The organism is Streptomyces actuosus (genome assembly GCF_016921115.1).
Lineage (GTDB): Bacteria > Actinomycetota > Actinomycetes > Streptomycetales > Streptomycetaceae > Streptomyces > Streptomyces actuosus_A.
In genome coordinates this window covers 76,547-101,670 of the sequence record NZ_JAFFZS010000018.1, presented here as the reverse complement: position 1 = coordinate 101,670, position 25,124 = coordinate 76,547, and the positions used below count along the sequence as shown (strand labels likewise).

Annotated in this window: 21 protein-coding genes and 1 pseudogene; 11 read left to right on the top strand and 11 right to left on the bottom strand. The window is 74.4% G+C overall.

Annotation, left to right across the window (positions count from 1 at the left end; genetic code table 11):
- The first annotated feature begins 99 nt into the window (after window positions 1–99).
- From JS756_RS22260 to JS756_RS22240, 5 genes are read left to right on the top strand one after another with little or no spacing between them, the layout of a single operon-like run.
- Window positions 100–1,101, top strand: coding sequence for a GDP-mannose 4,6-dehydratase (locus JS756_RS22260; RefSeq protein ID WP_205384922.1), 1,002 nt, complete (start codon window positions 100–102; stop codon window positions 1,099–1,101).
- Between the two features lie 30 nt (window positions 1,102–1,131).
- Window positions 1,132–1,845, top strand: a complete 714-nt coding sequence (locus tag JS756_RS22255; RefSeq protein WP_205384921.1) for a nucleotidyltransferase family protein — start codon at window positions 1,132–1,134, stop codon at window positions 1,843–1,845.
- A gap of 6 nt (window positions 1,846–1,851) precedes the next feature.
- Window positions 1,852–2,775, top strand: a complete 924-nt coding sequence (locus JS756_RS22250) for an NAD-dependent epimerase/dehydratase family protein (protein WP_205384920.1) — start codon at window positions 1,852–1,854, stop codon at window positions 2,773–2,775.
- On the top strand, window positions 2,772–3,434 hold the full coding sequence (locus JS756_RS22245) for a spherulation-specific family 4 protein (RefSeq protein WP_205384919.1): 663 nt from the start codon (window positions 2,772–2,774) through the stop codon (window positions 3,432–3,434). Before JS756_RS22250 ends, JS756_RS22245 begins: the two co-directional genes overlap by 4 nt.
- On the top strand, window positions 3,431–4,237 hold the full coding sequence (locus JS756_RS22240; protein WP_205384918.1) for an endo alpha-1,4 polygalactosaminidase: 807 nt from the start codon (window positions 3,431–3,433) through the stop codon (window positions 4,235–4,237). The genes JS756_RS22245 and JS756_RS22240 overlap by 4 nt, the downstream gene beginning before the upstream one ends.
- Before the next feature lie 237 nt (window positions 4,238–4,474).
- On the opposite strand, the gene JS756_RS22235 is transcribed toward JS756_RS22240, so the two are convergent.
- The 6 genes and pseudogenes from JS756_RS22235 to JS756_RS22210 form a co-directional block, all read right to left on the bottom strand.
- Entirely contained in the window at window positions 4,475–5,044 is a 570-nt protein-coding gene (locus JS756_RS22235; protein WP_205384917.1) for a phosphatase PAP2 family protein, read from the bottom strand.
- A 287-nt stretch (window positions 5,045–5,331) separates the two neighbouring features.
- Window positions 5,332–8,178, bottom strand: coding sequence for a DUF5682 family protein (locus tag JS756_RS22230; RefSeq protein ID WP_205384916.1), 2,847 nt, complete (start codon window positions 8,176–8,178; stop codon window positions 5,332–5,334).
- The gene (locus JS756_RS22225) at window positions 8,175–9,287 is read right to left on the bottom strand and encodes an ATP-binding protein (protein WP_205384915.1); all 1,113 of its coding nucleotides are present in this window, start codon (window positions 9,285–9,287) and stop codon (window positions 8,175–8,177) included. Before JS756_RS22225 ends, JS756_RS22230 begins: the two co-directional genes overlap by 4 nt.
- A gap of 225 nt (window positions 9,288–9,512) precedes the next feature.
- The gene (locus JS756_RS22220) at window positions 9,513–10,919 is read right to left on the bottom strand and encodes a VWA domain-containing protein (RefSeq protein ID WP_205384914.1); all 1,407 of its coding nucleotides are present in this window, start codon (window positions 10,917–10,919) and stop codon (window positions 9,513–9,515) included.
- Complete coding sequence (locus tag JS756_RS22215; RefSeq protein ID WP_438817338.1) at window positions 10,916–12,343, bottom strand: hypothetical protein; 1,428 nt, start codon at window positions 12,341–12,343, stop codon at window positions 10,916–10,918. Before JS756_RS22215 ends, JS756_RS22220 begins: the two co-directional genes overlap by 4 nt.
- Before the next feature lie 9 nt (window positions 12,344–12,352).
- A pseudogene (locus tag JS756_RS22210) lies at window positions 12,353–12,901 on the bottom strand (hypothetical protein); the annotation flags it as partial.
- 375 nt (window positions 12,902–13,276) lie between these two features.
- Between JS756_RS22210 and JS756_RS22205 the strand changes: the two are divergent.
- On the top strand, window positions 13,277–13,552 hold the full coding sequence (locus JS756_RS22205; RefSeq protein WP_205384913.1) for a DUF5133 domain-containing protein: 276 nt from the start codon (window positions 13,277–13,279) through the stop codon (window positions 13,550–13,552).
- 334 nt (window positions 13,553–13,886) lie between these two features.
- Here the strand turns inward: JS756_RS22205 and JS756_RS22200 are convergent, their stop codons facing one another.
- Window positions 13,887–14,228, bottom strand: a complete 342-nt coding sequence (locus JS756_RS22200; protein ID WP_240204164.1) for a hypothetical protein — start codon at window positions 14,226–14,228, stop codon at window positions 13,887–13,889.
- A 361-nt stretch (window positions 14,229–14,589) separates the two neighbouring features.
- On the opposite strand from JS756_RS22200, the gene JS756_RS22195 reads away from it, so the two are divergent.
- Window positions 14,590–14,808 (top strand): hypothetical protein, encoded by a 219-nt coding sequence (locus tag JS756_RS22195; protein ID WP_205384912.1) that lies wholly within the window; start codon window positions 14,590–14,592, stop codon window positions 14,806–14,808.
- A gap of 223 nt (window positions 14,809–15,031) precedes the next feature.
- On the opposite strand, the gene JS756_RS22190 is transcribed toward JS756_RS22195, so the two are convergent.
- The 4 genes from JS756_RS22190 to JS756_RS22175 are packed head-to-tail and all read right to left on the bottom strand — an operon-like array spanning window position 15,032 to window position 19,930.
- On the bottom strand, window positions 15,032–16,045 hold the full coding sequence (locus JS756_RS22190; protein ID WP_307790891.1) for a Rieske (2Fe-2S) protein: 1,014 nt from the start codon (window positions 16,043–16,045) through the stop codon (window positions 15,032–15,034).
- Entirely contained in the window at window positions 16,042–17,064 is a 1,023-nt protein-coding gene (locus JS756_RS22185) for a phytoene/squalene synthase family protein (protein ID WP_205384911.1), read from the bottom strand. Before JS756_RS22185 ends, JS756_RS22190 begins: the two co-directional genes overlap by 4 nt.
- A complete protein-coding gene (gene crtI, locus JS756_RS22180; protein WP_205384910.1) occupies window positions 17,061–18,602 on the bottom strand; it encodes a phytoene desaturase family protein in 1,542 nt (513 codons plus the stop codon). The genes JS756_RS22185 and crtI overlap by 4 nt, the downstream gene beginning before the upstream one ends.
- On the bottom strand, window positions 18,599–19,930 hold the full coding sequence (locus tag JS756_RS22175) for a polyprenyl synthetase family protein (protein WP_205384909.1): 1,332 nt from the start codon (window positions 19,928–19,930) through the stop codon (window positions 18,599–18,601). Before JS756_RS22175 ends, crtI begins: the two co-directional genes overlap by 4 nt.
- A 383-nt stretch (window positions 19,931–20,313) precedes the next feature.
- Here JS756_RS22175 and JS756_RS22170 point away from each other — a divergent pair, with 383 nt between their 5' ends.
- From JS756_RS22170 to JS756_RS22155, 4 genes are all read left to right on the top strand, one after another.
- On the top strand, window positions 20,314–21,507 hold the full coding sequence (locus tag JS756_RS22170) for a lycopene cyclase family protein (protein WP_205384908.1): 1,194 nt from the start codon (window positions 20,314–20,316) through the stop codon (window positions 21,505–21,507).
- A gap of 32 nt (window positions 21,508–21,539) precedes the next feature.
- Window positions 21,540–22,268, top strand: coding sequence for a class I SAM-dependent methyltransferase (locus JS756_RS22165; RefSeq protein WP_205384907.1), 729 nt, complete (start codon window positions 21,540–21,542; stop codon window positions 22,266–22,268).
- Window positions 22,268–23,824 carry an FAD-dependent oxidoreductase gene (locus JS756_RS22160; protein ID WP_205384906.1) on the top strand — a complete coding sequence of 519 codons (1,557 nt, stop codon included), beginning with the start codon at window positions 22,268–22,270 and terminating at the stop codon, window positions 23,822–23,824. Before JS756_RS22165 ends, JS756_RS22160 begins: the two co-directional genes overlap by 1 nt.
- 106 nt (window positions 23,825–23,930) lie before the next feature.
- A complete protein-coding gene (locus tag JS756_RS22155) occupies window positions 23,931–24,842 on the top strand; it encodes an oxygenase MpaB family protein (RefSeq protein WP_205384905.1) in 912 nt (303 codons plus the stop codon).
- Window positions 24,843–25,124: the final 282 nt, after the last annotated feature.

Here is a 25,124-nt window from a genome sequence, read left to right as displayed (position 1 = left end):
CAAGCCAAACCATGCCGAAATTCGGCTCGGCACGCATCAACTCGACTCGGATCGACTCCGATCGACGACACATTTGACAACGACGAAAGGACCCCAACCTTGACCTCCGCACCGCTCGCCGCCGTCACCGGGGCCGAGGGATTCATCGGCTCGCACCTCACCGAGGCGCTCGTGGCCTCCGGGCACCGCGTCAGGGCCATGGCCCAGTACAACTCCTTCTCCTCCTACGGCTGGCTGGAGACCCTGCCCGCCGACGTCCTGGACCAGGTGGAGATCGTCCTCGGCGACGTACGCGACCCGGGCTCGGTCCGCGGGCTGCTCGAAGGCGCCGACTGCGCCTACCACCTCGCCGCACTCATCGCCATCCCCTACTCCTACCGGGCGCCGCACAGCTACGTGGACACCAACGTCACCGGCACCCTGAACGTGCTGGAGGCGGTGCGCGCGCTGGGCACGCCGCGCCTGGTGCACACCTCGACCAGTGAGACGTACGGCACCGCGCAGACCGTGCCGATCACCGAGGACCACCCGATCAACACCCAGTCCCCGTACGCCGCTTCGAAGGCCGGCGGCGATCGGCTCGCCGACAGCTACCACGCCAGTTTCGGCACGCCCGTGGTCACGCTCCGGCCCTTCAACACCTTCGGCCCGCGCCAGTCGATGCGTGCCGTCATCCCCACCGTCGTCGGCCAGGTCGCGGCCGGGGAGCGCACCATCACCCTGGGCGATCTGCGCCCGACGCGCGACTTCACCTTCGTGGCGGACACCGCCCAGGCGTTCCTCGCGGTGGGCTCCGCCCCGGCGGAGCAGGTCGTGGGCCGCACCTTCAACGCGGGCACGGGCGGGGAGATCTCCGTGGGCGACCTCGTCGCGCTGATCGGCAAGGTGATGGACGTGCCGCTGGACGTCCGTGAGGACGAGCAGCGCCTGCGGCCCGCCGACTCCGAGGTGATGAGGCTGGTCGCCGACGCGTCCCGGCTGACGGCGGCGACCGGCTGGCGGCCGGGCCACTCGCTGGAGGAGGGACTCGCGCGCACCGTGGAGTGGTTCGGCGATCCGTCCAACCTGGCCCGTTACAAGACCGGCATCTACAACATCTGACCCACCGGCACCCACCGCAGGAGGTATGCCATGCACGCAGTGATTCTCGCCGGAGGCAAGGGCGTCCGGTTGCGTCCGTACACGACCGCGCTGCCCAAACCGCTCGTCCCGATCGGGGACCAGCACGCGATCCTGGAGATCGTGCTGCGCCAGTTGTCGAAGGCCGGGTTCACCAGCTGCACCATCGCCATCGGCCACCTCGGGGAGATCATCCGCGCCTATGTCGGTGACGGCTCCCAGTGGGGCATGAGCATCGACTACGCCATGGAGGACAACCCGCTCGGCACGATGGGCCCGCTGCTCACGCTCCGTGACCGGCTGCCGGAGAACTTCCTGGTGATGAACGGCGACGTGCTCACCGACCTCGACTACGCCGACGTGCTGCGCCGCCACGAGACGTCGGGCGCGCCCCTGACCATCGCCACCTACGCCCGCAAGGTCCGCATCGACTTCGGGGTACTGACGACGGACGCCAGCCGGGTCGTGGCGTTCACGGAGAAGCCGAGCATCGACTACCGGGTGTCCATGGGCGTCTACGGCGTCTCGCGCGCCACACTGGCCGCCTACACGCCCGGGCTGCCGCTGGGCTTCGACGAGCTGGTGCTGGACCTGCTCGCCGAGGAACGGCCCCCGCAGGCCTACGAGTTCGACGGCTACTGGCTCGACATCGGGCGTCCGGACGACTACGACCGGGCCAACGCCGAGTTCACCAGCCGCAAGTCGCTGTTGCTCAAGGGAGCCTGAGTCCGTATGCGCATCCTGGTTCTCGGTTCCACCGGCTTCCTCGGCGGCCACGTCGTCGAGCAGTTGCGCGCCCGTCCGGACGTGCGGCTGTTCCTCGGCGGCCGGTCGGCCGCCGAGGTGACCGTCGACCTGGCGTCGGCCCGGCCGCGGGAGCTGGCCGGAGCTCTGGCGTCGGTCGCCCCCGACGCAGTCGTGAACTGCGCGGGGGCCACCGGCGGGGACCCCGTCACGCTCGCGGAGGTGAACGCGCGCGGCCCCGCCGTGCTGTGCGCGGCGCTGCGGGAGGCGGCGCCGCAGGCCCGCCTGGTCCATCTCGGCTCGGCCGCCGAGTACGGCCCCGGTGCACCCGGCACGAGGGTCACCGAGTCGGCGGCCACCTGCCCGGCCGGCCCCTACGGTGCGACCAAGCTCGCGGGCACCGTGGCGGTGGCCGCGTCGGGCCTGGACGCGGTGGTGCTGCGGGTCGGCAACCCGGTGGGGCCGGGAGCACCGTCCACCGGGCTGCCCGGCCGGGTCGCCGGCCTTCTCGCGAAGGCCGGATCCGATCCGGAGGCAGCCCTGGAACTCGGCGACCTGTCGGCCCACCGGGACTTCGTGGACGCCCGCGACGTGGCCCGGGCGGTGGTGCTCGCGGCCACCGCCCCGGGCGGCCTGCCCCGGGTGCTGAACATCAGCGGCGGCGATGCGGTCCCGGTGCGCGAGCTGGTGCGGACGCTGGCGAACGTGGCCGGATTCCGGGGGCGGATCGCCGAGGAGGACGGGGGCGGTTCCGCGCGTTCCGCCCAGGTGTCGTGGCAGTGCTCCGACATCGCCGCCGCCGGCGACGCCCTCGGCTGGCGTCCCGAGCACACCCTCGGCGCGTCGCTGGCCGCGCTGTGGGAGGCGACGGGCTCCGGCTCGCACCCGCGCGAGGCGGTGAGGACAGGGTGAGCCTGCTGATCCCGCTGTACGTCCATCCGACGGAGGACCCGGCGGCCTGGCACCGGCTCATCGGCGGCGCCGAGCACACCTACGCCGTCGTGCTGAATCCCGCGAACGGGCCGGGGCTCGCCCCGGATCCGTCGTTCGCCGCGGCGGCGGAGGCGCTGCGCGGGGCGGGGGCCCGGCTGCTCGGCTACGTCGACACGGACTACGGCACGCGCGACCCGGCGGACGTCACGGCCGAGGTGCGCCGGCATCAGCAGTGGTACGCGGCGGACGGATGCTTCCTGGACCGGGTGACGGCGGGGCCGGACGGGCTGACGGCCTGCCGCCGCCTGGTGCGGTCGGTGCGCCGGCTGGGCGCCTCGACCGTCGTGCTGAACCCGGGGGTGCACCCGGCTCCGGGCTACGCGCGGCTCGCGGACCTCACCGTGACCTTCGAAGGCCACTGGTCGACGTACGTGGCGACGTTCAGCCGCCCCTCCTGGGCCATGCGGCAGCCGCCGGACCGTATGTGCCACCTCGTCTACGGCGTGCCGGAACAGCTCGTCCCGCTCGCCGTGCGGACCGCGAAGGAGCGAGGGGCCGCCGTGTGCGGGCCGGTGACAGGAGAGCTGCCCAACCCGTGGTCGCGGCTGACGCCCGCACTGGTCGAGGCGGACCGGTGAGGGGGCGCGCACGGGTGGCCGCCGCGGCCCTGGCGCTGACCCTGGTCGCGGTCCTGGCCGCGTGCTCCGGCGGCCGAGGCCGTCCCGGCGGCCCGCACACGGCCGCCCTGTGGCAGCCGCGGCCCGGGCTGACCTGGCAGTGGCAACTCAACGGCCGGGTCGACCCGTCCGTCGACGTCGCCGTCTACGACATCGACGGATTCGAGAACTCCGCCTCGGACGTGGCCCGTCTGCACCGCGACGGCAGGAAGGTGATCTGCTACATCAATGTGGGAGCGTGGGAGGACTTCCGCCCCGACCGGCACTCCTTCCCCCAGTCGTTGATGGGCCGGCCCAACGGCTGGAACGGCGAGCGCTGGCTGGACATCCGCAAGGTGTCGGTCCTGCGCCCCCTCATGGAACACCGGTTCGACATGTGCCGTGACAAGGGATTCGACGCGGTGGAGCCGGACCTGGTCGAGGGGTACGGCAACAAGACGGGCTTCCCGCTCACGGCTGCGGACCAGCTCCGCTACAACCGCATGATCGCGGAGATCGCGCACGAGCGGGGGCTGGCGGTGGGCCTGAAGAACGACCTGCCCCAGATCCCGCAGTTGCTGGGTCACTTCGACTTCGCCGTCAACGAGGAGTGCGCCCAGTACGACGAGTGCCGTCGGCTCGAACCGTTCGTGAAGGCGGGCAAGGCGGTCTTCCACGTGGAGTACTCCGAACCGCCGGAGAAGTTCTGCCCGCAGGCCCGGTCCCTGCGGCTGTCGTCGATGGTGAAGAAGCCGGAGCTGGACACCTGGCGCAAACCCTGCTGACGCCGCCGTGGGCCGCGGTCCCCGCCCTGCGTGGACCGCGGCCCACGCACGTCAGGAGCCCACGGCAGGGAGCGGCCTCTCGCACTCGGACGGCGCGCCCGGATCATTCGTCCGCCGATCGGCCGCCGGTCCTCGTCCTCTCCTCGACGACGCGGACACCTCGCGGGCGAGACTGACGCAGGTCTCTCGCAGCCCTGCGGTCGGGAGTGGCTGGTCGGGCTCTTGCGTGAACGACCGTCAGGCGAAGAGAAACGGCACGGCGGTGGCAGCGCCGAGCGAGGCGCCGGCCACGGTCTGGGCCACGGTGTGGTAGGTCAGGACGACCCGGGACCAGCAGACGGCCGCGGTCAGGGCGTAGGCGAGGAGCCACCAGGGGGACTGAACGACGACGAGCATCGCGGGGACGGCGGACGCGACCGCGCTGTCCACGCTGATCTTCCAGAACTCGTTGACGGCGAGGAGGCCGACGGTCATCACCCACAACGCGAGCATGGCGACGAGGATGCTGGTCGGGGCGTGCCCGAAGACCATGACGACGGAACCGAGTCCGATCGACGCCAGGATGACGAGGAAGATCGGCATGCGCTGGGTGCGGTCGACGACGTGCCGGTCTCCCCAGGTGCCGCGCTTTCGTTCCCACTCGATGTAGGCCGCGGGGACGATCCCGGCGCAGAGGGCGCCGAGGAATCCCCAGGGAATGCCGGTCCAGTCGCCGGCGGCGACCAGGCCGATGCCGAGCATCCCGGCGAAAAGGACGTTGCGGGGCTGGAGTACGTCCGTGACGGTTCGGGCCACGATGGTGGTCATGCGGGCGCTCCGACGGTGGTGGGCAGGGATTGCGCCCGGTCGGCGTAGGTGCCGGCGCATGCCTCGGCGACGCGGTGGCGCCACGCGGCTTCGCCGTCCTGGTCGGTGGCCGGTGCCTGCTCGAACGCGGCGACGGGGCCCTCGGGGTGCCGTCGCGCTCCGCGGCCAGGGCTGTCCTGGCCCAGTATGCCTGGGCCGCGTGACCGGGACGTTGCCCCGCGTATGGGGTGTCCCGGCCCCGTGTGTCCCGGCCGTTCCCGCACCTCCCCGTCGGCCGGGGCGGTGGCTCACCGCAGTGCCGGGCCGCTCGGGCCTGCCAGCAGCACCCGCAGCTCCTGCGCGGTCCGCGGATGGCGGGTGAGGAGCACCGCGCCGGCGGGGGCGGGCGTCGCCGCCTGCCATGTCCCCTCGCAGCCGAGCAGGTGCGCCGCCGCGGCGCAGGTGGCGGGGTGGGCGGCGAGCAGCGGCAGGGCTCCGCGCCCGGCCGACCCGGCCCGGGACGGGCCGGTGGGTGTCGTGGCGGGGTCACCCTGCCACGGGGGGACCCATGCGTCCAGGGCCGCGAGCCGTCCCGGGAAGACGCGGCCGGCCTCGCGGATCAGCAGGGGCGCGAGATCGCCGGCGTCGCGGAGAGTGGTGATCAGAGTCGGCAGCCAGGGCAGCAGTACCGGGTCCGGCAGCCGGGCGAAGGCTTGGGAGACGGCTTCGACGACGAAGTCGGCCAGCTGGGGCACCGGTTCCAGGGCGTGCAGGAACCCGCTGAGGTAGCGCGGGTAGGACGGGACGACCAGCGGGTTGGCGAGCAGCGCGTCGCACCGTGCGCGCAGGTCCGCGCGGGAGAGCCGGCCGAGCTGGGCCCTGGCGGCCCACAGCAGGGCCGTCTTGGCCGGGTCGTCGGGGTGCGACTGGGCGACGGCGAGTTCCAGCTGGGTGCGGTCGCAGCCGAGGGACAGCGCCAGGCTCTCCATGCTGAACAGGAAGCCGAGCATGGCCGCGACCTGGCAGACGCTCGCGTCCTCGTCGGCGAACGCCGTCGGCAGCAGGGTGCAGTAGTGCGCGTAGCCCGTCTTGACGAAGGCCTCGATCCACCCGGGCAGGGACGGCTCGCTGGTGCGGTAGTGGCCGAGCAGCCGGCGGGCCCGGCGCAGGACCTCCGGAGCGCCGTCGACGCCGCGTTCGGTCGCCAGCACGTCCAGGGCACGCAGCCCGAGTTCGTCGGCGAGGCGGCGGCTGCGCAGGTAGAGGGTGGCGTCCTCGACGGTTTCGAGGACGGTCGCCGTGGTCGCCTGGGGGCCGTAGGCGGTGCGCCGCAGCCGCTGTTCGAGGACCTGCTCGATACTGACGCCCTCGTAGCCCAGTTCGATCAGGGCTCGCTGATGGGTGCCGAGGGCCAGGTCCCACGACTCCTGGATGGGGCGCTCCCCCAGCCGCCGCTCGCCCATGACGGGCCGCGCCGCGCCGTGCGGCATCAGGTACCGGAGCATCCACAGCACGTCCGAACACTGCTCCAGCTCCGGCCGGGACGTCATGTCGAGCAGGGCCCGCCGGACGCCGCGCTGCTGAAGTCCGAGGGCGAGGGGGGCGAGTCGGTCGTGGACGTCGCGGGCGAGGGGTGGCAGGGCGTCGTAGCCGACCTGGCCGAGCCGGTCGCCGCCGAGCATGATCTCCGTGAGGCGGCGTACGTCGCGCCGGCCCGGCACACGGTCCTTCTCGATGCAGGTGACCGCCGCGTCCTGGAAGTCGTACGGCGTCGGTTTGGCACGGTCGCGCAGGCCGGCCAGCAGGATCGACGTCTCGAACACCGCGATGGCGTCGGCGGTGGAGGCGAGGTAGCCGTTGCGGCGGGCCGCCCGCACGATCTCCACCGACCAGCCGAGCAGTTCGGTCTCGTCGAGGCGGTCCAGGACCGGGGGCCGCTGCAGGAAGCCGGTGAGCATGTCGGAGTCGGCGGGTCCGCCGCCCGGTGGGAGGGCCGCTGGGGCCATGGCCGCGGCCTGCGCCGTCTTCCGCGCTCCCTTCTTCGGTCCCCCGCCGCCGGCCTGCCCGGTGAGCCGGTACGGCGTGACCCGGGTGCGCCGGAGGTTCTTCGCGAACTGGTTCGCGGCGATGGACACCGAGCCGGCGGCGAGGCCGAACTGTGCCTCGATCGCCGCGTGGCTGGACGGGATCAGGCCGTGCTGCCAGCGGGTGGCGCTGGGGGCGCTGATGTCGAAGCCGTCGTCGCCGTCGACGCCGAACTCCGCCACCCGGCTGGCCGCGTGGAACGCGCCGCAGACGTAGATGGAGTCGGCGGGGTCGGTGCCGGTCGCGGCGAGGTGCGAGCGCATCCGCGTCCACATGTGGCGCTCACGGTCCTCGTCGACGCGGACCCGGTGCGGGTCCCCCGGCGCGAGGCGGCGGAAGAGGCTGCCGATCAGCAGCATCACCTGGAGGTAGGTGGCGTGGTCGCTGTCCCCGAGGGGCAGTTCCACGTACTGGTGCCACCACTCCGACCAGTGCCGTACCCGGCCGTGCCGCAGCAGGTACTCCTCCAACTCGGCGAAGCGGGGGCGCAGGTCGCCGATCTCCACGCCGACCGCGTCGCCGTGCAGGGCCGCCTCCTCCTCGGCGGGTGCGTCCCCGTCGGTCGCCGGTTCGGCGGTGTCTCCGCCGTTCTCCTGCCACTGGAAGACGTGGTCGGAGGAGCGGTCGACGAGGACGAGTTCCACGCCGGGGGTGTCCAGCGCGTAGGCGATGGCCTGGTACTCGGCGGACGCCTCGGTGATCGGGGCGACGACCGACAGCGGCGCCCACTCGGCGGGGAAGCCGTCGACCTCGGTGGCGTACGCCTGCACGGCCACCGGGAGCCGGCAGTTGCGCAGCTCCGTCAGCAGCGGTGCCATGTCCTCGCAGAGCTCCAGGTACACCACCTTCGGCTGCTTCTCCCGCAGCCGGCGCGCCATGGCGAGGGCCGAGGCGGGCGAGTGATGGCAGACCGGGAAGATCTCCAGCGGTTCGCGTACCGCGCGGTCGACGTCGTCGACGATGCCCAGGAGGATGCCCTCCAGTGCCCGGGGTCCGTCGGCGAACGCTTCCGCGGCCTGCTGGAGCCGGCTGCGCAGGGCGGTGAAGGTTCCCTCGTCCACGGCGCTCACGACAGGGTCGCGATCGCGTCGCGCCCGCCTTCGAGGAACTCCGGCCAGGAGCCGCCCTCTTCCTTGCTGCGCGGTTCGACGACACCGTGCAGGTACTTGTTGAGGATGGCGAGGTCCTCGGGCTCGCGGCGGGCGAGCGAGCCGACGAGCGAGGAGGCGAGGGTCCGGGCGGTCAGCGCCCGCTCGCCGAAGAAGTTGCCGTGCAGGACGGCGTCCTCCAGGACACCGATCTGCTCGGCGGTGGACAGCGCCGACTCCAGCTTCTCGTCGTCGCTCCCGGCCGCGGCGGCCGAGGCGCGCAGATCGGAGAAGCTGCGCAGCAGCACGTCCAGCAGGGTCGGCGGCACGTCCAGGTCGATGCTGTGGCGGCGCAGCAGTTCCTCGGTGCGGAAGCGGACGATCTCCGCCTCGCTCTTCTTGTTGGTGACCACCGGGATGCGGACGAAGTTGAAGCGCCGCTTGAGGGCGGAGGACAGGTCGTTGACGCCCCGATCGCGGCTGTTGGCGGTGGCGATGACCGAGAAGCCGGGCTGGGCGAAGACGATGCTGTCGCTGTCGAGTTCGGGAACCGAGATGTACTTCTCGGACAGGACGGAGATGAGCGCGTCCTGGACGTCGCTGGTGGCGCGGGTGAGTTCCTCGAAGCGGCCGATGACGCCGGTCTCCATCGCGGTCATGATCGGTGAGGGGATCATCGACTCCCGGGACTGGCCCTTGGCGATGACCATGGACACGTTCCACGAGTACTTGATGTGGTCCTCGGTGGTGCCGGCCGTGCCCTGTACGACGAGTGTGGAGTTGCGGCAGACCGCGGCGGCCAGCAGTTCGGCCAGCCAGCTCTTACCGGTCCCCGGGTCTCCGATCAGGAGCAGCCCTCGGTCGGAGGCGAGGGTGACGATGGCCCGCTCGACGATGCTGCGGTCGCCGAACCACTTCTGGGAGATCTCGCGATCGAGGCCGTCGGCGCGCTCGGAACCCAGGATGAACAGGCGGATCATCTTCGGGGACAGCCGCCAGGAGAAGGGCTTGGGGTTGTCGTCGACCGATTCCAGCCAGTCCAGCTCCTCGGCGTACTTGATCTCGGCGGGAGCGCGCAACAGGTCGGACATGCGAAGGCCTTTCGTGACGGGTGCACAGGGACGTGCGGGGACGGAGGAATGGGATACGCGCCAGTGCCGCGGCAGGCAACGTTCGCCCGTCGAGGAGCGGCGTCCGGTGCGTGCTCTCGGTGTGCCGGCCGGAAGCCCTCGTACTGGATGTACTCGGGCTTTCGTCCGGTGCAGCGAGAGTGCGTGCCGGGCGTCGCGACGGGGCGAAGGTTGCCTGGTGCGGCACTAGGCGAGGAACGTCTTGAGTTCGTGGACGAGTTTGCGGATGTGGCCGGAGACGACCGGCGTGCCGAGGTCCTTGAAGCGTTCCTTGAACCAGGGGTTGACGCTGCCGCGGCCGGAGCTGGTCACGGAGCCGACGGGGATGAATCGCGCGCCGGAGCGGTGGATGGCCGCCATGCTCTCGAACAGCGGTCCGCACTGCCATTCGTAGAAGTCGGAGATCCACACCACGACCGTGTTGCGCGGTTCGGCGATCTTCGGCTGGGCCAGGGCCATGGCGACCGTGCCGTCGGTGCCGCCGCCGAGGTTGGTGCGCAGCAGCGTCTCGAAGGGGTCGCTCACCCAGGGGGTGAGGTCGAGTGCCTGGGTGTCGTAGGCGATCAGGTGGACGTCGACCTTGGGCAGTCCCGCGAAGATGGAGGCGAGGATGGTGCAGTTGACCATGGAGTCGACCATGGAGCCCGACTGGTCGACGACCACGATCAGCCGCTGCGGCGTCGTCCTGCGGGCGGTGTGCCGGTAGTAGAGGCGGTCTACGTAGAGCTGCTCCTGCTCGGGGTCCCAGTTGGTGAGGTTCTTCCAGATGGTGCGGTCGAGGTCGAGGTTGCGGAAGACCCGCTTGGGCGGCACCGACCGGTCCAGGGAGCCGGCGGAGGCCTTCTCGACCTGGGTGCGCAGCACTTCGGCGACCTCGTCGACGAAACGGCGGATCAGGGCCTTGGCGTTGGCCAGCGCCACACCGGAGAGGTTGTTCTTGTCGCGCAGCAGCTGCTCGATGAGGGACATGCTCGGCGTGAGCCGTGCCGCGAGCCGGGGGTCGGCGAGCACCTCGCGCAGGTGCATCCGCTTGACCAGATCGGCCTCCAGGGCGCCGAGTTCGGGGCCGATCGCCGGCAGCAGCGTGCTCAGGTCGGGTGTCCGGCCGCCGGCCGCCGTGCCCGTCGGTCCGGCCGCAGAGCCCGTACCGCCGCGCGCGCCGCGCAGTTCGCCCGGGCGGTATCCGAGGGCACGCTCCAGCCAGCCGGTGTCGGACTGCCAGCGGGCGAGCTGCTCGGCGGTGACCGTGCCGGTGCCGGTCGCAAAGACGTTGAGCAGCACCTTGGACACCAGCGCGGCGCGCCGGACCTCGGCGGCCCGGTCACGGTCCCCGCTGTCGGGTTCGGGCACCATCAGCCCGTCGAACTCGTCGGCCAGTTCGGGGTGGCGCTGCACGACGGCGTCGACGGAGGACTGCGGGTCCAGCAGCGCGGGTGGCAGTCCGATGTCCTCGACGACTGCGAGGGAGGCGGTCTCGAGGCCGGGCTGCTCCTCGGGGTCGAGGAGGCGGGCGAGCAGCCGCCAGTACAGAAGCTGCCGCCGGTTGGCGTCGGCGCCGGGCAGAACGGTGGCCTCGGGGGTGTGCTCGGTCATGTGCGCAGCAGCCTTCCCGCGCGTTCGCGCAGCACGGCCACCGCGTCGGTGGCGGCCTTCTCGGCCTTCAGTCCGGCCTTGTCGGTGGTGCCGGCGGCCCAGGCCCCGGCGTGCAGCGCCACCGCCTTCCTGCGCACGGTGGTCTCCACGGCGAGCGGCTGGAGGAGGTAGCGCCCGCCGTCCCAGCGGAGCAGCCCGATGCAGGCACGGGACGCGGCGACGGCCTGCGGGGTGAGTGGGCCGGCGGCCGGGACGCGGTCGGTGTCGACGGTCAGCCGGTGCCCGGGGAGGACGAACGTCAGGGTGCCGTCGGCCTGTTCGGTGGCGTAGTCCTCCAGGAGGACCGGGTGGGCGAGGGACGCCGGGTGCCGGTCGAGGGGGGCGACGGGTGCCGCGGCGGCGGCGGGCAGGACGACGCGGGCGGTGGCGAAGGGGTCGGCGGGCTCGCCGGGGCGGGCGTGCTCGTCGTCCCAGAGCAGCTCGCCCTCGGCGGTGACGGGCATGTCGACGATGTCCATGCAGCGGCTTTCGGCCGCGGCTGCCAGCAGCGTCATGTGCGGACGCAGCAGTTGCCAGAGGCCGGCGCCGAGCACGGTGTCGGGCTTCGGCACGGACACGCTGGCCCGCACCAGCCGGGGTGTGCTCCCGTCGGCGGGTTCGAGCACGGCGTGGATCTGGGCCTGGGCGGCGGTGGCGTGTTCCTGGACGTCGACGCCGAGCGGCAGCAGCCTGCCGGTGGCGTTGCCGGGGGCCGACGGTGCGGCGGTGCCGGGTACCGTCAGCAGCATGCCGCGCGCCCACAGGTCCGCCCAGCGGCGCAGGGGTGCCCGGTCCAGTGAGGCGCCCGGGCAGGACGCGGCGAGTTCGGCGGCGAAGCCGTCGAGGAGGGTGGCCGCCCGGCGCAGCTCCGGGTCGGGGAGCATCGCGGAGATCACCTGGCCGGAGCCGGAGACCAGGTCGTGGTCGATGCCCTGCCAGCCGGTGCGTGCGAGGTCGCAGAGCCAGGACCGGGCGGCGGTGAGCAGGTTCGCCGCCTGCGGCCCGGCGGAGGGGGACCCGGGTGCACCGGTGCGGGTCCGGCCGGTCACCTCGTCGGCGCGCGCGGTGAGCGCGTCGTGCGCGGCGCCGAGCAGCGCGGTGCGGGCGGCGGCGAGTGCGAGGAGGTGGTCCTCGCCCACGGCGCCGGCCGCCGCCTTCTCGGCGGCTTCGGAGACTGTGTCGGCCAGTGGGCTCGCGGCGACCGCGTCGGCGAGCTCCCGCAGGGCCGCGGCCTGGTCGGGACCGGGGCGCGAGAGTCCGGCGGACAGGCTCCGGTCGAAGGCGTCGACGGCGGCGAGGGCCTCGTCGAGCCCCTCGACGGGTGCGCCGAGCAGGTCGTGCTCCTCGACGGCGGTCACCGTGTCGGCGGCGTGCGGCGGCACCACGCCCTCCTCCGACCGCGTGGGCGGGAACCACTGCATCTCCGGCAGCGGGGAGGTGACCGGGGCGAGTTCCAGGTAGGCCAGGTGGCGCAGGAACCGGCTGAAGACCGAGGCTGCGGCGTTGCCGCCGGCCGGGGACGGGCGGGTCGCGCTCATGGCGGCGCGGACGCTCTGCGCGCTCGCCTCGACGTCGCCGAGGTCGACCCGCAGGTAGCGGGCCACGCGCTCGGCGCCGAACTGCAGGACCGCCTCGTTGACGAGCGCGCCGATGTGGTTGCAGAAGCCGCCGCGGGCGCCACCGCAGGGGCGGTTGTTGTTGGTGCTGCACGCGTAGGCGTACGTCCGGGCGGTGACCGCGGAGACGTAGACCCGCTCGACGGCCGAGCCGCTGGAGACGACGCCCTGCAGGCGCCCTTCGGCCAGCTCCACGAACGGAACCTTGGCGAGCTTGCGCGGCCGGGCGGGCGGCAGCACCCGCGCCGCGCTCGACCTCTCGAAGCCGGACAACGCATCATCTCCTCTGCAGCACAAGGGAAGTCCCACGCCGGACCGGCGGGGCATCGACGAACTTAGTGGGGACCACTGACAACGCCCCCTCGCGCCCGGCACGCACGACCCCCGGCCGCACGCGGGTGCCGCGCCCGCCCCGCGCAGGCCCCCGAGCGGGGACGGCGCCCCACCCGTCGTCGCACAACTCCTCGTCGCCCGGCTCGGCGCCGGCACCGAGCCGTGGCACGTCCCGGCGCGCTGCCCGGCGGGACGCGCCGGACGCGGGCTGCGGGCTGCGCGGGCCGGGGCCGTCGTACGCGGGCGGCCCTGCGGCGGCGGGCCCGGCCACGGACGCGGTCGACCGGGCAGGCATGGTGGCCGGGACCCGGGGCACGAGCGCCGGTGTACGTGACCCCTGTGAGCGAGTGTGACCAGGGAGGCTCCCCCATGCTCATGGCGCACCCCGCCGTGCTGAAGAACCTCGTCGAGCAGTACGACGCCCTGCGTGTCCTGCGCGCGGACGCGGGCAGCCCTCAGGTGCGCCGGCGGATGGACGACCTCGCCCACACCCTGTGCGTGTCGACCGGCACCCGTGACGTCGACGCCGCGCTCATAGCCGCCCGCCACCGACTTCCCGGTGCGCGTCCCGAGGACGACTCGCTGGTCGCCTCCGCCAGGTTCCGCACCGGCGCCGGCCGGACACGTCGGCCTGCCTGCGGCTGAAGCCGGCCGCACCCTGCCGGACCGGGGGCAGCCTGCGGGGCATCGGGTACGTCCGGCCGTCCAGCGGACCCGCTTCCCGTGCGGTTGCGGGCGTGAGCGCCTCGCGCCTGCCGCGGGCCCTGCCTGCGGGCAGGGGCCGCGCGGAGAGCAGACGCTGACGGTTCCTCACCGAACGTCGGGGCGTCGGCCCGGGTGGCCGGGCCGCGGGTGCTGTCACGGTTGCCGGCCGTTCCGTGCGCCGGACGCCTGCGCACGGAGGCCACCGGTGGTCGGGGCCGGGTCCGCGTGATCGAGGGTGCGTCAGTGTGCGCCGCGCCCGCCCCGCGCACCCTCGTCAGGCGGTGCGCGCCGCCGACCGGACGGCGGCCCGGGAAGCACCCGCCGGTGTACTCACCGCGCGCACCCGGTACGTCGTCTTGGCGGGGTCCACGACGGGATCACCCAGAGCGATCCGTCCGCCGCGGTGCAGTGCGTCGCACTCGTCGGTGGGCAGGGCCACCTGGCAGCTCCCCCTGCCGTCCCGGCCGTCGCGCGCCTGCCAGTAGCCGTATCTGCGGCGGCCGCCGGAGAGCACGGTGAGGAAGACGGGCGTGGCGGGGTCCGCGATGATGCGCAGCAGACCGGCACCGACGGGGCCGAGCGGCGTCGCGGCCCGGCTCGCGTGTCCGAGGATCATCACCGGACCTCCCCGGGGACGTACGGCAGCGCGCGGCGGGACGGGACCGGGACGGGCTGCATGGGAGGGCCTCCTCGAGCCGGGACGGGCGCACGCCCGCCCACCGGCGACGACGTCGATCAGGTTCCGCGCATCATGCAGGACGGCACTGACAACCGGCTGCCTCCGGGCGCCCGGCCGGGGCAGGACTCGGGGCCCGCCCCGCCGGTCCGCATGGACTGATCTCCTGTGCCGCCCGGCACACGGACCGGCGGGGGTGCCCCCTCCCACCGGTCCCGGGCCACCGCCGCGGAGTTGCCGATGTGCTGCTCACGACGTCCTGCCGCAGCGGGCCAATCGGCAGGCCGCCGCAGAGGTCATCATGTTGACGCACAACCGGGATCTGCACGGGGTCGACCTCGGCTGGCGCCCCAAGGGCGAGGAGTTGCCGTGGCGGCCCTCCCTCCAGCAGGCCGAACGCTCCGAGAACGGCGCGCCGAACGTCCGCCACCGGCACGGTGTCAAGGTGGAGGCGGTGCGCACGGTGCGCGAGCTGGTCAGTGCCCGCGCTCCCCGGCCGCGGATCCGGTACGCCTTCTGACGTCGTGTCAAGGCGTTGTGCGCCGCGGGCCGCGGGCTCGTCCGGGTGTCCGGGTCGGCCCCGTTCGCCTCACGGCAGCCGGTCGCGGGCCGGTGCCGCGACCGCAGGGGGGAGGAGGCCCGTCGGCCCGCGGGCGCGCCGGTGCGGTGTGCCGCCCGTACGGCGGCGGGCCGGGTGCGCGCGGAAGCGGACCGGGCATACCGCCGTCGGCGGGCGCGGCGGGTCAGCCGGGGAACCGCCCCGCGGATCGAAGCCGCCACCGCCGTTCCGCGTAGGCGAGGTCGTCGCGCCACAGACGCGAGGCCGCGGTGCGCATCAGCGGGCGCAGCAGGGGCGCGGCTCCACGGGCGACGGAGAATCCGGGGCGGTCGGAGGCCGCCACCACCGCTTCGACGACGGCCGTCCGCGGGCGGCCCCGTTCGTCCGGTCCCAGGGGCGTGGCGTGCGTCTCGACGACGGATCCCCGCCCCTCCCCCTCGGTGATGTGCATGACGACCGTGCGGGGTTCGGGGGCGGTGAAGACGGCGCGGACCGGGACGACGAGTCTGCCCGCGACCCTGAACGAAACGTCGACGGTGAAGCCGTCGTCGGCGTCTTCGGGGCTCGCGGGAGCGTCCACCACCGTGAGGTCGACGAACGAGTACGGGTGGAACCAGGCGCCGTGCCAGGGGTCGAGGCGGTTGGCGACGACGTCCTCGGGTTCGCAGACGCCGGTCCCGACGTAGACCGACGCCACGGAGCGGGCCGGGTCCGGCCGCCGCGGGACGACGGGGGCGTCCAGCGGCGGTTCCGCGCCGGCGACGTCGAGCCGTACCCAGAGCAGTATGCCGTCGTCGTGGACGGGCAGCGGCTCCCAGCCGGCGAACGGGGTGCCGTTCAGGGCGAGTCCGTGCCAGTGGCAGACCAGGCTGCCGCAGTGGACCGGGCTGTCGGCCAGGGGGGCGCCCAGGTGCGGGCAGACGCCGGGGCCGGCGAGCGGACGGCCGTCGGGGCCGCGCCAGACGACGACCTCCTGGCCGGCCACCGTCCGCGCCAGCGGCCGGTCGTCGCGCAGTGCGCGGGAGGCGCCGACGACGAACCAGTTGCCGGAGGGACGGGCCTGGGCCCGCTTCAGGGCCTGCGCGATCACCGCGGGTTTCGCGTCGCGCCAGGTGGGCTGCTGGCGTTCCCAGGGGACCGGGCGCCTGCGCAGGGAGAGCGGAAGGCGTCGGCGCCGGATGGGCGGGGCGGGACTCACGCAGCCTCCTCGGGGAACGACCGCCTCGCGGCGCCGGCGACGGGCCGGGGTTCCGGTGCCGGTGGCGCGGCGGCCGGAGCGGTGCGCCCGTGGCGGAATCGTGCGGCGGCCACCCGGGCGAGGCCGTCAGCGGCGACCGCCGCACGGCGCCGGCGGGGCACCACGGCACGGCGGTGCAGGACGGCGTACCCGTCGCGGGCGACGGCGTCCAGGATGCCGCCGTAGAGCACGTGCGCGGTGCGGATGCAGGGGCGTGCGATCGGGTCGAGCAGGGCGATCCCGGGTGCCGCCTGCCGGTACACGTCGCGGGTCAGCGCCTCGAACTCCCTCAGGGCGGCCGTGACCCGGGCATCGGGGCGGCCGGTGTCCCGGCACCGGTGCAGCAGGTCCCGGTCGACGCCGTGGGCGGCGAGCAGGTCGGCGGGAACGTACACGCGGCCGCGGTCGAGGTCCTCGCCGACGTCCCGCAGGAAGTTGGTGAGCTGGAACGCCACGCCGAGGGCCGCCGCGTACGGGGCGGCCTCCTCGCGCGGGACGACCGTGCCCAGCACGGGCAGCATCTGCAGGCCGATGACAGCCGCGGAGCCGTGCATGTAGCCCCGCAGGTCGGCGTAGGTCGGGTAGTCGGTCACCACCAGGTCCGCGCGCATCGCCGTCATGAAGTCGCGGAAGTGGTCGTGCGGGATGGCGTACCGGCGGGCGGTGTCGGCGACGGCCTGCACCACGGGTTCGCCGCTGTGCCCGCGGCTCAGTCCGTCCTCGAGGCGCTCCTGGAGCCGGACGAGCGCGGGGCCGCGGTCCGCGGTGCGGTCGCCGGGGTCGAGGGAGTCGACGATGTCGTCGGCCCAGCGGGCGAAGCCGTACAGGGCGTGGACGGCGGGTCGGCGCTCGACGGGCAGCAGCCGGGTGGCGAGGAAGTACGTCTTGCCGTGGCGGGCGTTGAGGGCGCGGCAGTGGCGGTAGGCGTCGCGCAGGGCCGGATCGGTGATCCGGGCGGCGTCGAGTTCGCGGTCGCTCATGGGGTGGTCTCCTGCACGGGGGCCCGGTCGGGGCGGGGGCGGGCGATGGCGCGGGCGGGCAACCCGGTGATGCGCGCGGCGGCGAGCTTTCCCGACACGAGCACGGTGGGGACACCGACGCCGGGGGTGGTCCCGCAGCCTGCGAGTACGGCGTTCTCCGTGCCGCGGACGAGGTTGCGGGGCCGGAACGGGCCGGTCTGGGCGAAGGTGTGGGCGGCGGAGAACGGTGTGCCTGCGGCGTGTCCCTGGTCGTGCCAGTCGGCGGGCGTGACCAGGCATTCCTCCTCGACGGCGGAGGCGATGCCGTCGAGGCCGCGGCGCTGCAGTTCGCGCAGGATCGTGTCGCGGTAGCGCGGGCCCAGGTCGGTCCACTGGGCGGCGCTCGGACCGATGTCGGTGTTGGGGCAGGGGGCGAGGATGTAGTGCAGGTGCCGGCCGGGGGGCGCGAGCCCGGGGTCGGTGGCGGTGGGCCGGGTGATGAGCAGCGAGGGATCGCTCATCAGCTGTCCGGTGCGGGTGAGTTCGTCGAAGGTGGAGCGCCAGGCGGCGCCGAAGGAGAGGGTGTGGTGGGCGAGCCGGGGCCAGGTGCGGTCGGTGCCGACGTGCAGCACCACGGCGGACGGCGCGTGCCGGAGCCTGAGCGGCCTGCGCGGCCGGTGGCCGAGCAGACGGTAGGTGACGGGCAGGTCGGGGGTGAGGACGAGCGCGTCGCAGGGGATGCGTTCCTGGTCGGTGACGACGGCCGTGACCCGCTCGCCGGAGCGTTCGAGGCGGGTCACCCGGCGGCCGAACCGCAGGTCGGCGCCCGCGTCCGCGGCGGCGTCGGCCATGGCCCGCGGCAGGGCGTGCATGCCGCCGCGCGGGAAGTACACGCCGGCGACGGTGTCCATGTAGGCGATGACGGCGTACGCGGCGAGGGCGCGGGCCGGCGGGACGCCCGCGTACAGGGACTGGAAGGAGAAGACGCGACGCAGTCTCTCGTCGGACAGGAACCGGCCGATCCGGGCGTCGAGCCGGCCGAGGCCGCCGAGCGCGGCCAGCCGGGCGAGGTCGGGGGTGAGCAGGTCGAGCGGGGAGTCGAAGTTCGCGTCGATGAAGCGGTGCATCTGGGTCTGGTAGAGCTTCTCCAGCCAGGCGCGCAGCCGCCGGTAGCCGGCCGCCTCCGCCGGTCCGGCGAATCGTTCGACCTCGGCGGTCATCGCGTCGGCGTCGGTGTGCACGTCGAGGGTGCTTCCGTCGGCGAAGCAGGCCCGGTAGGCGGGGTGGAGGGGGATCAGGTCGACGCGCCGGCGCAGGCTGTCGCCGACCGCGGCGAAGGCTTCGTCGGCGAGGTCGGGCATGGTCAGCACCGTCGGTCCGGTGTCGATCCGGTAGGCGCCCAGGGTGCGGCTGCCGGCCCGGCCGCCGGGGAGGGCGTCGCGCTCGACGACGGTGACGCTGCGTCCGGCGCCCAACAGGTGCAGGGCGGCCGACAGTCCGGCCAGTCCGGCGCCGACCACCACGACGCGGTCGGTGGGTCCGGGCAGTGTGCGGCTCATCCTCGGCTCTCCTCGGCGCAGGCGATCCGCGGAACGGATGCGGGGGTGCCCGGTGCGGGACGGGGTCCATTGGTGCCGGCCGCGGCGCCGAGCATCCCGCGCAGCCTGGGCCCGGCGGCCGGGTTGAGGACGGCGCCGTCGAAGTGGCGCAGCCCCTGCGCGACGAGCCGGTCGATCTTCGTCTCGGCGGTGGCCCGGGCGCCGGTGCCGGTCAGCACGTCCCGTACGTCGTCCAGGTCCGCGGGGGTGAGCCCGGTGTTCCCGAGGCAGCGGTCGAGCACGGCGAGGGCGGCGCGGTCCCCGGCGGCCTCGGCACGGGCACGGGCGAGGGCGATCAGGTAGGTGGGCTTGCCCTCGCGGATGTCTCCGCCGCAGGTCTTGCCCGTCCGGCGGGGATCGCCGAAGAGGTCGTCGAGGTCGTCCCGCAATTGGAAGGCCATGCCGACGCATCTGCCGGCCGAGCACAGTCTCTTGAGGGTGGCGTCGTCCGCGCCGGCCAGGGCGGCGCCCAGGGCGAGAGGCCGTTCCACCGAGTACAGGGCGCTCTTCAGGCAGGCGGCGCGCAGCGCGCGGGGCATGGACAGCGAGCCCGTGGTCTGGCCCTGGACGTCGAGGTACTGGCCGGCGACCATCTCCGTGCGCATGTCGCTCCACAGGCGGCGCACGACGATCGCGGTCCAGGCGGGCAGCGGGGTCTCGGCCACCAGGTCGTCGGCCCAGGCGAGGGCGAGGTCGCCGGCGAGGATCGCGGCCGATTCCCCGAAGCGCCCGGCGCGGGCGGGGGGCGCGTGGTCGGCGTACTGGGCGTGGACGTCCGCGTGCAGGGAGGGGTGGCCCCGGCGCAGGGCCGCCCGGTCCATCACGTCGTCGTGGACGAGGGCGCAGGTCTGGAGGAGTTCGAGTGCCGCGCCGATCCGCAGGGCCGCCGTGGTCGTCGCCGGCTCCGATCCGCCGCAGGCCCGCAGGGACCACCACAGCAGCTGGGCGCGGACCCGCTTGCCGCCCTCCTGGGTGAAGCGTGCGACCCGGTCGGCGAGGTCCTTCGCGAACAGCGGATCGACCAGGCCGGCGCGGGCCAGGCGATCGGCCAGGACATGCTCCAGCATGCGGCCGACGGCGGCGGGCACGTCCGCGTCGACGGTGTGCGCGTCGCCGCAACCCGCGGGCGGCGGGCCGCCCGGGCGCGGCGGGTCCGCGGCGGCGGTCGCGGAGGCGTGGTCGGCGTAGGGGCCGTCAGGTCGCGCCCGGGTGGGTGATCCCGACACGGGGACCAGGCGTGGCACGGGCGGCAAGGCCGCCGAGTGGTCCTTCGCCTGTGTGGGCCGCATCCCGGTTCCTCTCGTCGTGGTCCTCGGTCTCTTTCGTCACCCGTCTGCTTCGGCGCGGGGGGTGTGTACGGATGCGGGGCCGTGCGGGGGCATCGGTCGTACCGGGTCCGGCCGGTCGTCGGACGCCCGTCCCCCGGGTGCGCCGCCCGGTCCCTTCCTTCCCGGATCCGGTCCGCGGGTTCCGTACCGGGCGCCGGTCTTCCTCCGTCCGTGTCATGTGGCTGCGTCCGCCTTGCTGCATCTGCCGTCCCGCTCCCGCCCTGCTGCATCCGTCGGGGCCCGCGGCGGGGAACCATGACGTGCGGTGTGTGAACAAGGCACGCCGTCTCCGCGGGCGCGGACGGCGCGCGCGGACAGGGGTCCAGAACAGGGAGGGAGGCGGCGTGCCGGAGACCGAGGTGGCCGTGGTGGGTGCGGGAGCCGCGGGGCTGTCCCTGGCGCATCGGCTGGCCGGTCGTGTGCCCGGCACCCGGGCGTTGTCCGTGGTGCTGGTGGACGCGCCGCCCGGCCCCCTGCGGCCACCCCCTCGGACCTGGTGCTTCTGGGAGGCGGGGCGCGGCCGTTTCGACGCGGCGGTGCGGGCGGACTGGGGGCGCCTGCGGGTGCGCCCGCCGGCCGGCGCGCCCGTCGAGGGCGCCATCGCGCCCCTGCGCTACAAGATGATCCGTTCCGACGACTTCACGTGCCTGGTGGCGAGGGACCTGGAGCGCAGCCCCAACGTGCGGCGTGTGGAGGCGGTCGTGGACACGGTGGAGGACGTCGCGGGCGGCGCCCGCGTGCACATGAAGGACGCCGACGGACGCTCGCGGGTGCTCACGGCCCGCTGGGTCTTCGACTCCCGTCCGCTGGGCAGCCTGCCGGCCGCCCGGACGACGGTGCTGCAGCACTTCCACGGCTGGTTCGTGCGCACGGACCGGCCGGCCTTCGAGCCCGGCACCGTGGACCTGATGGACTTCCGCACGCCGCAGCCCGCGCACGGGCTGTCGTTCGGGTACGTGCTGCCGCTCGGCTCCCACGAGGCGCTGGTGGAGTACACCGAGTTCTCGCCCCGCACGCTCATGGCGAGCGTCTACGACACCGCCGTGCGGCAGTACGCCGAGGAGGTGCTGCGGCTGGGGGCGGTCCGGACCCTGGCGACGGAGACCGGGGTCATTCCGATGACGGACGCGCCGACACCGCGGCAGGTGGGCGCCTCGGTCTTCCGGATCGGTGCCGCCGGCGGGGCCACGCGTCCCGCCACCGGCTACACCTTCTCCGGCGTGCAGCGGCAGACGCGGGCCGTGGCCGCCGCACTGCGCCGGGGGCGCCGGCCGGTGCCGCCCTCCGTGCACTCCGCACGGTCCCGCGCCATGGACGCCGTGCTGCTGCGTGCGCTGGACAGCGGCCGGGTCGACGGCCCGGCGCTGTTCTCGCGACTGTTCGGGGAGGTGCCCCTGGAGCGGCTGCTCCGCTTCCTCGACGGGCGTACCCGTCTGTGGGAGGACCTCTCCGTCGGCGTGCGCACTCCGGTCGGGCCGATGCTGCGGTCCGCGCTGGAACTGCCCGGGCTGCCTCGCCGCCCCTTCGACGTCGACTGAACGCCCCGTCCCTTTCTTCCCCGGGAGACCGCATGACCCTGTTGCGCGACGAGGACCTCGCCACCGCGTTCGACCACGCGTCCCGCAGTTACGACGCGCTGGTGGCCGTCAACCCCGGCTACCACGCCCACCTGCGCCGCTCGGTGCGCCGCCTGGGGCTGCCCGGGCACGGCGAGGGGCTGCGGCTGCTGGACCTCGGCTGCGGCACCGGCGCCTCGACCGCCGCGCTGCGCTCGGTCCTGCCGGCCGCGGAGATCACGGCCGTGGACGCGTCGGCGGGCATGCTCGGGCGCGCCGCCGCCAAGTCATGGGCGGACGGGGTGACGTTCGTCCACGCGCCGGCGGAGCGTCTGCGGGAGGCCGGTGTGCGGGGGCCGTTCGACGCGGTCTTCGCCGCCTACCTCTTCCGCAACGTCACCGATCCCGATGCCGTGCTCGCCGCGGTGCACGGCCTGCTGCGGCCGGGAGGACGGCTGGGCGTGCACGAGTACGCGCTCAGCGGGCGGAACACCGACCGGGCGGTGTGGACGCTGGTCTGCCGGGGCGTGGTCCAGCCCGCCGCGACCGTCCTCGGGGACGGTGCGCTCTACCGTCATCTGTGGCGCAGCGTCGTGGAGTTCGACACCGCCGGGCGTTTCGCGGGCCGGGTCCGCGCGGCCGGCTTCCGGCGGGTCAGGGCTCTGCCGCTGCCGGGCTGGCAGACGGGCATCACACACACGTTCGTCGCCCGCCGGGCGACCGCCGACGAGGAGGCGGCGTGATGGGCGCCTCCTCGTCCCGCCGGGACGGCGCACGCCGGGGCCGGGACCGGCGGGCCCGGGTTCTGCCCGCCCGGCCCGGCGCGCCACGGGTCGGCGGCACCCGGCCGTCGGTCGCCGTGATCGGCGGCGGCATCGCGGGGCTGTCCGCGGCCACCGCGCTGGCGGAGCGCGGGGTGGCGGTCACCCTGTACGAGCGGCAGCCGTATCTCGGCGGGCGCGTCGGAGGGTGGCCGACCACGCTGCGGGACGGCACGGCCGTCACGATGAGCCGCGGCTTCCACGCGTTCTTCCGGCAGTACTACAACCTGCGGGGCCTGCTGCGGCGGACCGACCCCACCCTGGAGGGGCTGAGGGGACTGCCGGACTACCCGCTGCTGCACGGCAGCGGACTGCGCGACAGCTTCCGGCACGTGCCGCGCACCCCGCCGTGGAGCGCGATCGGTTTCGTCGCGCTGAGCCGCTCCTTCGGGCTGCGGGACCTGCGCGCCATGGATCCGGTGGCCGCGCTTGCGCTGCTCGACGTGCGGATGCCGGGGATCTACGAACGGCTGGACGGCACCAGTGCGGAGGACTTCCTTGAGGCGGTCCGCTTCCCCGAACGCGCCCGCCACTTGGCCTTCGAGGTGTTCTCCAGAAGCTTCTTCGCCGATCCCCGGCAGCTGTCGGCGGCGGAGATGGCGCTGATGTTCCACATCTACTTCCTCGGCTCCGCCGAGGGCCTGCTGTTCGACGTGCCCCGGGCCCCGTTCCCCGCGGCCCTGTGGGACCCGCTGGCCGGCTACCTGGCCGGGCACGGCGCCGACCTGCGCACCGGCACGGCCGTCGAGCACATCGCGCCGGTCTCCGGGGGCCATGTCGTCACCACCGACCGCGACGAACGGCGCCACGACGGCGTCGTCCTCGCCCTGGACGCCGCGGGGCTGCGCTCCCTGATCGCCCGCTCCGGACGGCTGGGCGACGACCCGTGGCGCGAGCGGATCGCGCGGCTGCGCACCGCGCCGCCGTTCCTGGTCGGCCGCCTGTGGCTGGACCGGCCCGTCGCGCGGGACCGGCACGGTTTTCTGGGCACCAGCGGGTTCGGCACGCTGGACAACATCAGCGTCCTGGAGCGCTGGGAGGACGAGGCGGCCCGCTGGGCCGCGCACACCGGGGGCTCCGTGGTGGAGCTGCACGCGTACGCCGTGCCGCCGGAGGCGTCCCGGGACGTCGAGGAGAAGCGCCTGCTGGACCAGTTGCACCGCGTCTACCCGGAGACCCGTACGGCCGCGGTCGTCGACGCCCGGTACGAGTGGCGCGACGACTGCCCCCTGTTCCCGGTGGGCGGCTTCGCCGACCGGCCGACCGTGCGCACCCCCGATCCGGCGCTGACCGTGGCCGGCGATCTCGTGCGCTCGGACCTGCCGGTGGCGTTGATGGAGCGCGCGGCGACCACCGGCTTCCTCGCCGCGAACGCACTGCTGGAGCGGTGGGGCGTTCGGGGGCAGACCCTGTGGACGGTGCCCGACCGCGGTCGCAGCGCCGTCCTGCGGGGACTCGCCGGGTGGGCGGTCCGTTGACGGCCGCGGCCGCCGGCGGGCGCGGGCCTCGCCCGGCCGGGACCGGACGGAGCACCATGGGAACGGTACGGCCCCGGCACGGCCCGGCGAAGGAGGTGGCGCCCCGATGACACTCTTCCCGGACCTCGCGCCCCTGCGCGAGGCCGTCGGCGAGGCGATCTTCTCCCGGGTGGCGGGGCCGGAGGGGCCCACGAACCGCGTGCACATCCACGGTGCGCCGGGACCGCGCTGGTTCGCTGCCGACCGGCCGGTGCGCAGGGTGCACGGGGACGCCTCGATGTTCATCGGCGGTCTGTCGGCCCTGCTGCTGCAGTCGCTCCACCCGCTGGCCATGGCGGCCGTGGCCACGCACTCGGGGTTCCGCAGCGACCCCTGGGGCCGGCTGCAGCGCACCAGCACCTTCCTCGCCGTCACCACCTACGGCCCCGCCGACAGCGCTCAGCAGGCGTGCGACCGGGTGCGGGCCGTCCACGCACGCGTGCGCGGCACGACAGCGGAGGGCCTGGCGTACGCCGCCGCCGACCCTCGTCTGCTGTGCTGGGTGCACATCGCCGAGGTCGACAGCTTCCTCCGCGCCCACCAGCGCTACGGCGCCAGGCCGCTGGACGACGCGGGGTGCGACGGCTACGTCGCCGACACGGCGCGCATCGCGCGGGCGCTCGGTGTGCCGGACCCGCCCACCGACCGTGCCGGGCTCGCCGAGCGTCTGGCCGCCTACCGCGGAGAGCTGCGGGCGACGCCCGAGGCACGCAGCACGGCCCGGTACCTGCTGCTGCACCCGCCGGTGCCGTTGCTCGCCCGCGTTCCCTACGGGGCCGTCGCCGCGAACGCCGTGGCGCTGCTGCCGTCCTGGGCGGCGCGTGAGCTGTGGCTGCCGCGGCTGTCGGTGGCGGACCGGCTGTGCGTGCGCCCGCTCGGCACGGCGGTGACGGCGGGGATCCGCTGGGCGATGGCGCCGGGCCGGGACGCCGTCCCCACTGCGGACGTCGCGGGGCGCGACGGTCGGAACCCCGGCTGAGTCGGATCGGCCGGCAGCCCCGGGAGGGGTCCTGGTCGCCGGGACCGGTGAGGGGGGCCGGGACGCCGTTCCTGCGTGCGGCGGGTCGGCGGTCCGGGTGCGGGGGCGCGTACGGCTCCGGTGGGGCGTGCGCCGTCAGCGGGCCGGCGGACCAGGGTCGGTGCGGGTCGGGTCCGCGAGGTCCGTGGGGCACCTCGCGCGCACCGGGGGCGAGGTGGTCGACGACGGTCCCGCGCGTTCGGCGCCGGTGCCGTGGTCCGGGTCGCGGACGACGCGGACCGT

Excerpts from the sequence above, each read along its gene's own strand:
- JS756_RS22255 (WP_205384921.1), top strand. The coding sequence starts at position 1,132 with ATGCACGCAGTGATTCTCGCCGGAGGCAAGGGCGTCCGGTTGCGTCCG.
- JS756_RS22250 (WP_205384920.1), top strand. The coding sequence starts at position 1,852 with ATGCGCATCCTGGTTCTCGGTTCCACCGGCTTCCTCGGCGGCCACGTC.
- JS756_RS22235 (WP_205384917.1), bottom strand. The coding sequence starts at position 5,044 with ATGACCACCATCGTGGCCCGAACCGTCACGGACGTACTCCAGCCCCGC.
- JS756_RS22225 (WP_205384915.1), bottom strand. The coding sequence starts at position 9,287 with ATGTCCGACCTGTTGCGCGCTCCCGCCGAGATCAAGTACGCCGAGGAG.
- JS756_RS22220 (WP_205384914.1), bottom strand. The coding sequence starts at position 10,919 with ATGACCGAGCACACCCCCGAGGCCACCGTTCTGCCCGGCGCCGACGCC.
- JS756_RS22205 (WP_205384913.1), top strand. The coding sequence starts at position 13,277 with ATGCTCATGGCGCACCCCGCCGTGCTGAAGAACCTCGTCGAGCAGTAC.
- JS756_RS22200 (WP_240204164.1), bottom strand. The coding sequence starts at position 14,228 with ATGATCCTCGGACACGCGAGCCGGGCCGCGACGCCGCTCGGCCCCGTC.
- JS756_RS22195 (WP_205384912.1), top strand. The coding sequence starts at position 14,590 with ATGTTGACGCACAACCGGGATCTGCACGGGGTCGACCTCGGCTGGCGC.
- JS756_RS22185 (WP_205384911.1), bottom strand. The coding sequence starts at position 17,064 with ATGAGCGACCGCGAACTCGACGCCGCCCGGATCACCGATCCGGCCCTG.
- crtI (WP_205384910.1), bottom strand. The coding sequence starts at position 18,602 with ATGAGCCGCACACTGCCCGGACCCACCGACCGCGTCGTGGTGGTCGGC.
- JS756_RS22175 (WP_205384909.1), bottom strand. The coding sequence starts at position 19,930 with ATGCGGCCCACACAGGCGAAGGACCACTCGGCGGCCTTGCCGCCCGTG.
- JS756_RS22165 (WP_205384907.1), top strand. The coding sequence starts at position 21,540 with ATGACCCTGTTGCGCGACGAGGACCTCGCCACCGCGTTCGACCACGCG.
- JS756_RS22160 (WP_205384906.1), top strand. The coding sequence starts at position 22,268 with ATGGGCGCCTCCTCGTCCCGCCGGGACGGCGCACGCCGGGGCCGGGAC.
- JS756_RS22155 (WP_205384905.1), top strand. The coding sequence starts at position 23,931 with ATGACACTCTTCCCGGACCTCGCGCCCCTGCGCGAGGCCGTCGGCGAG.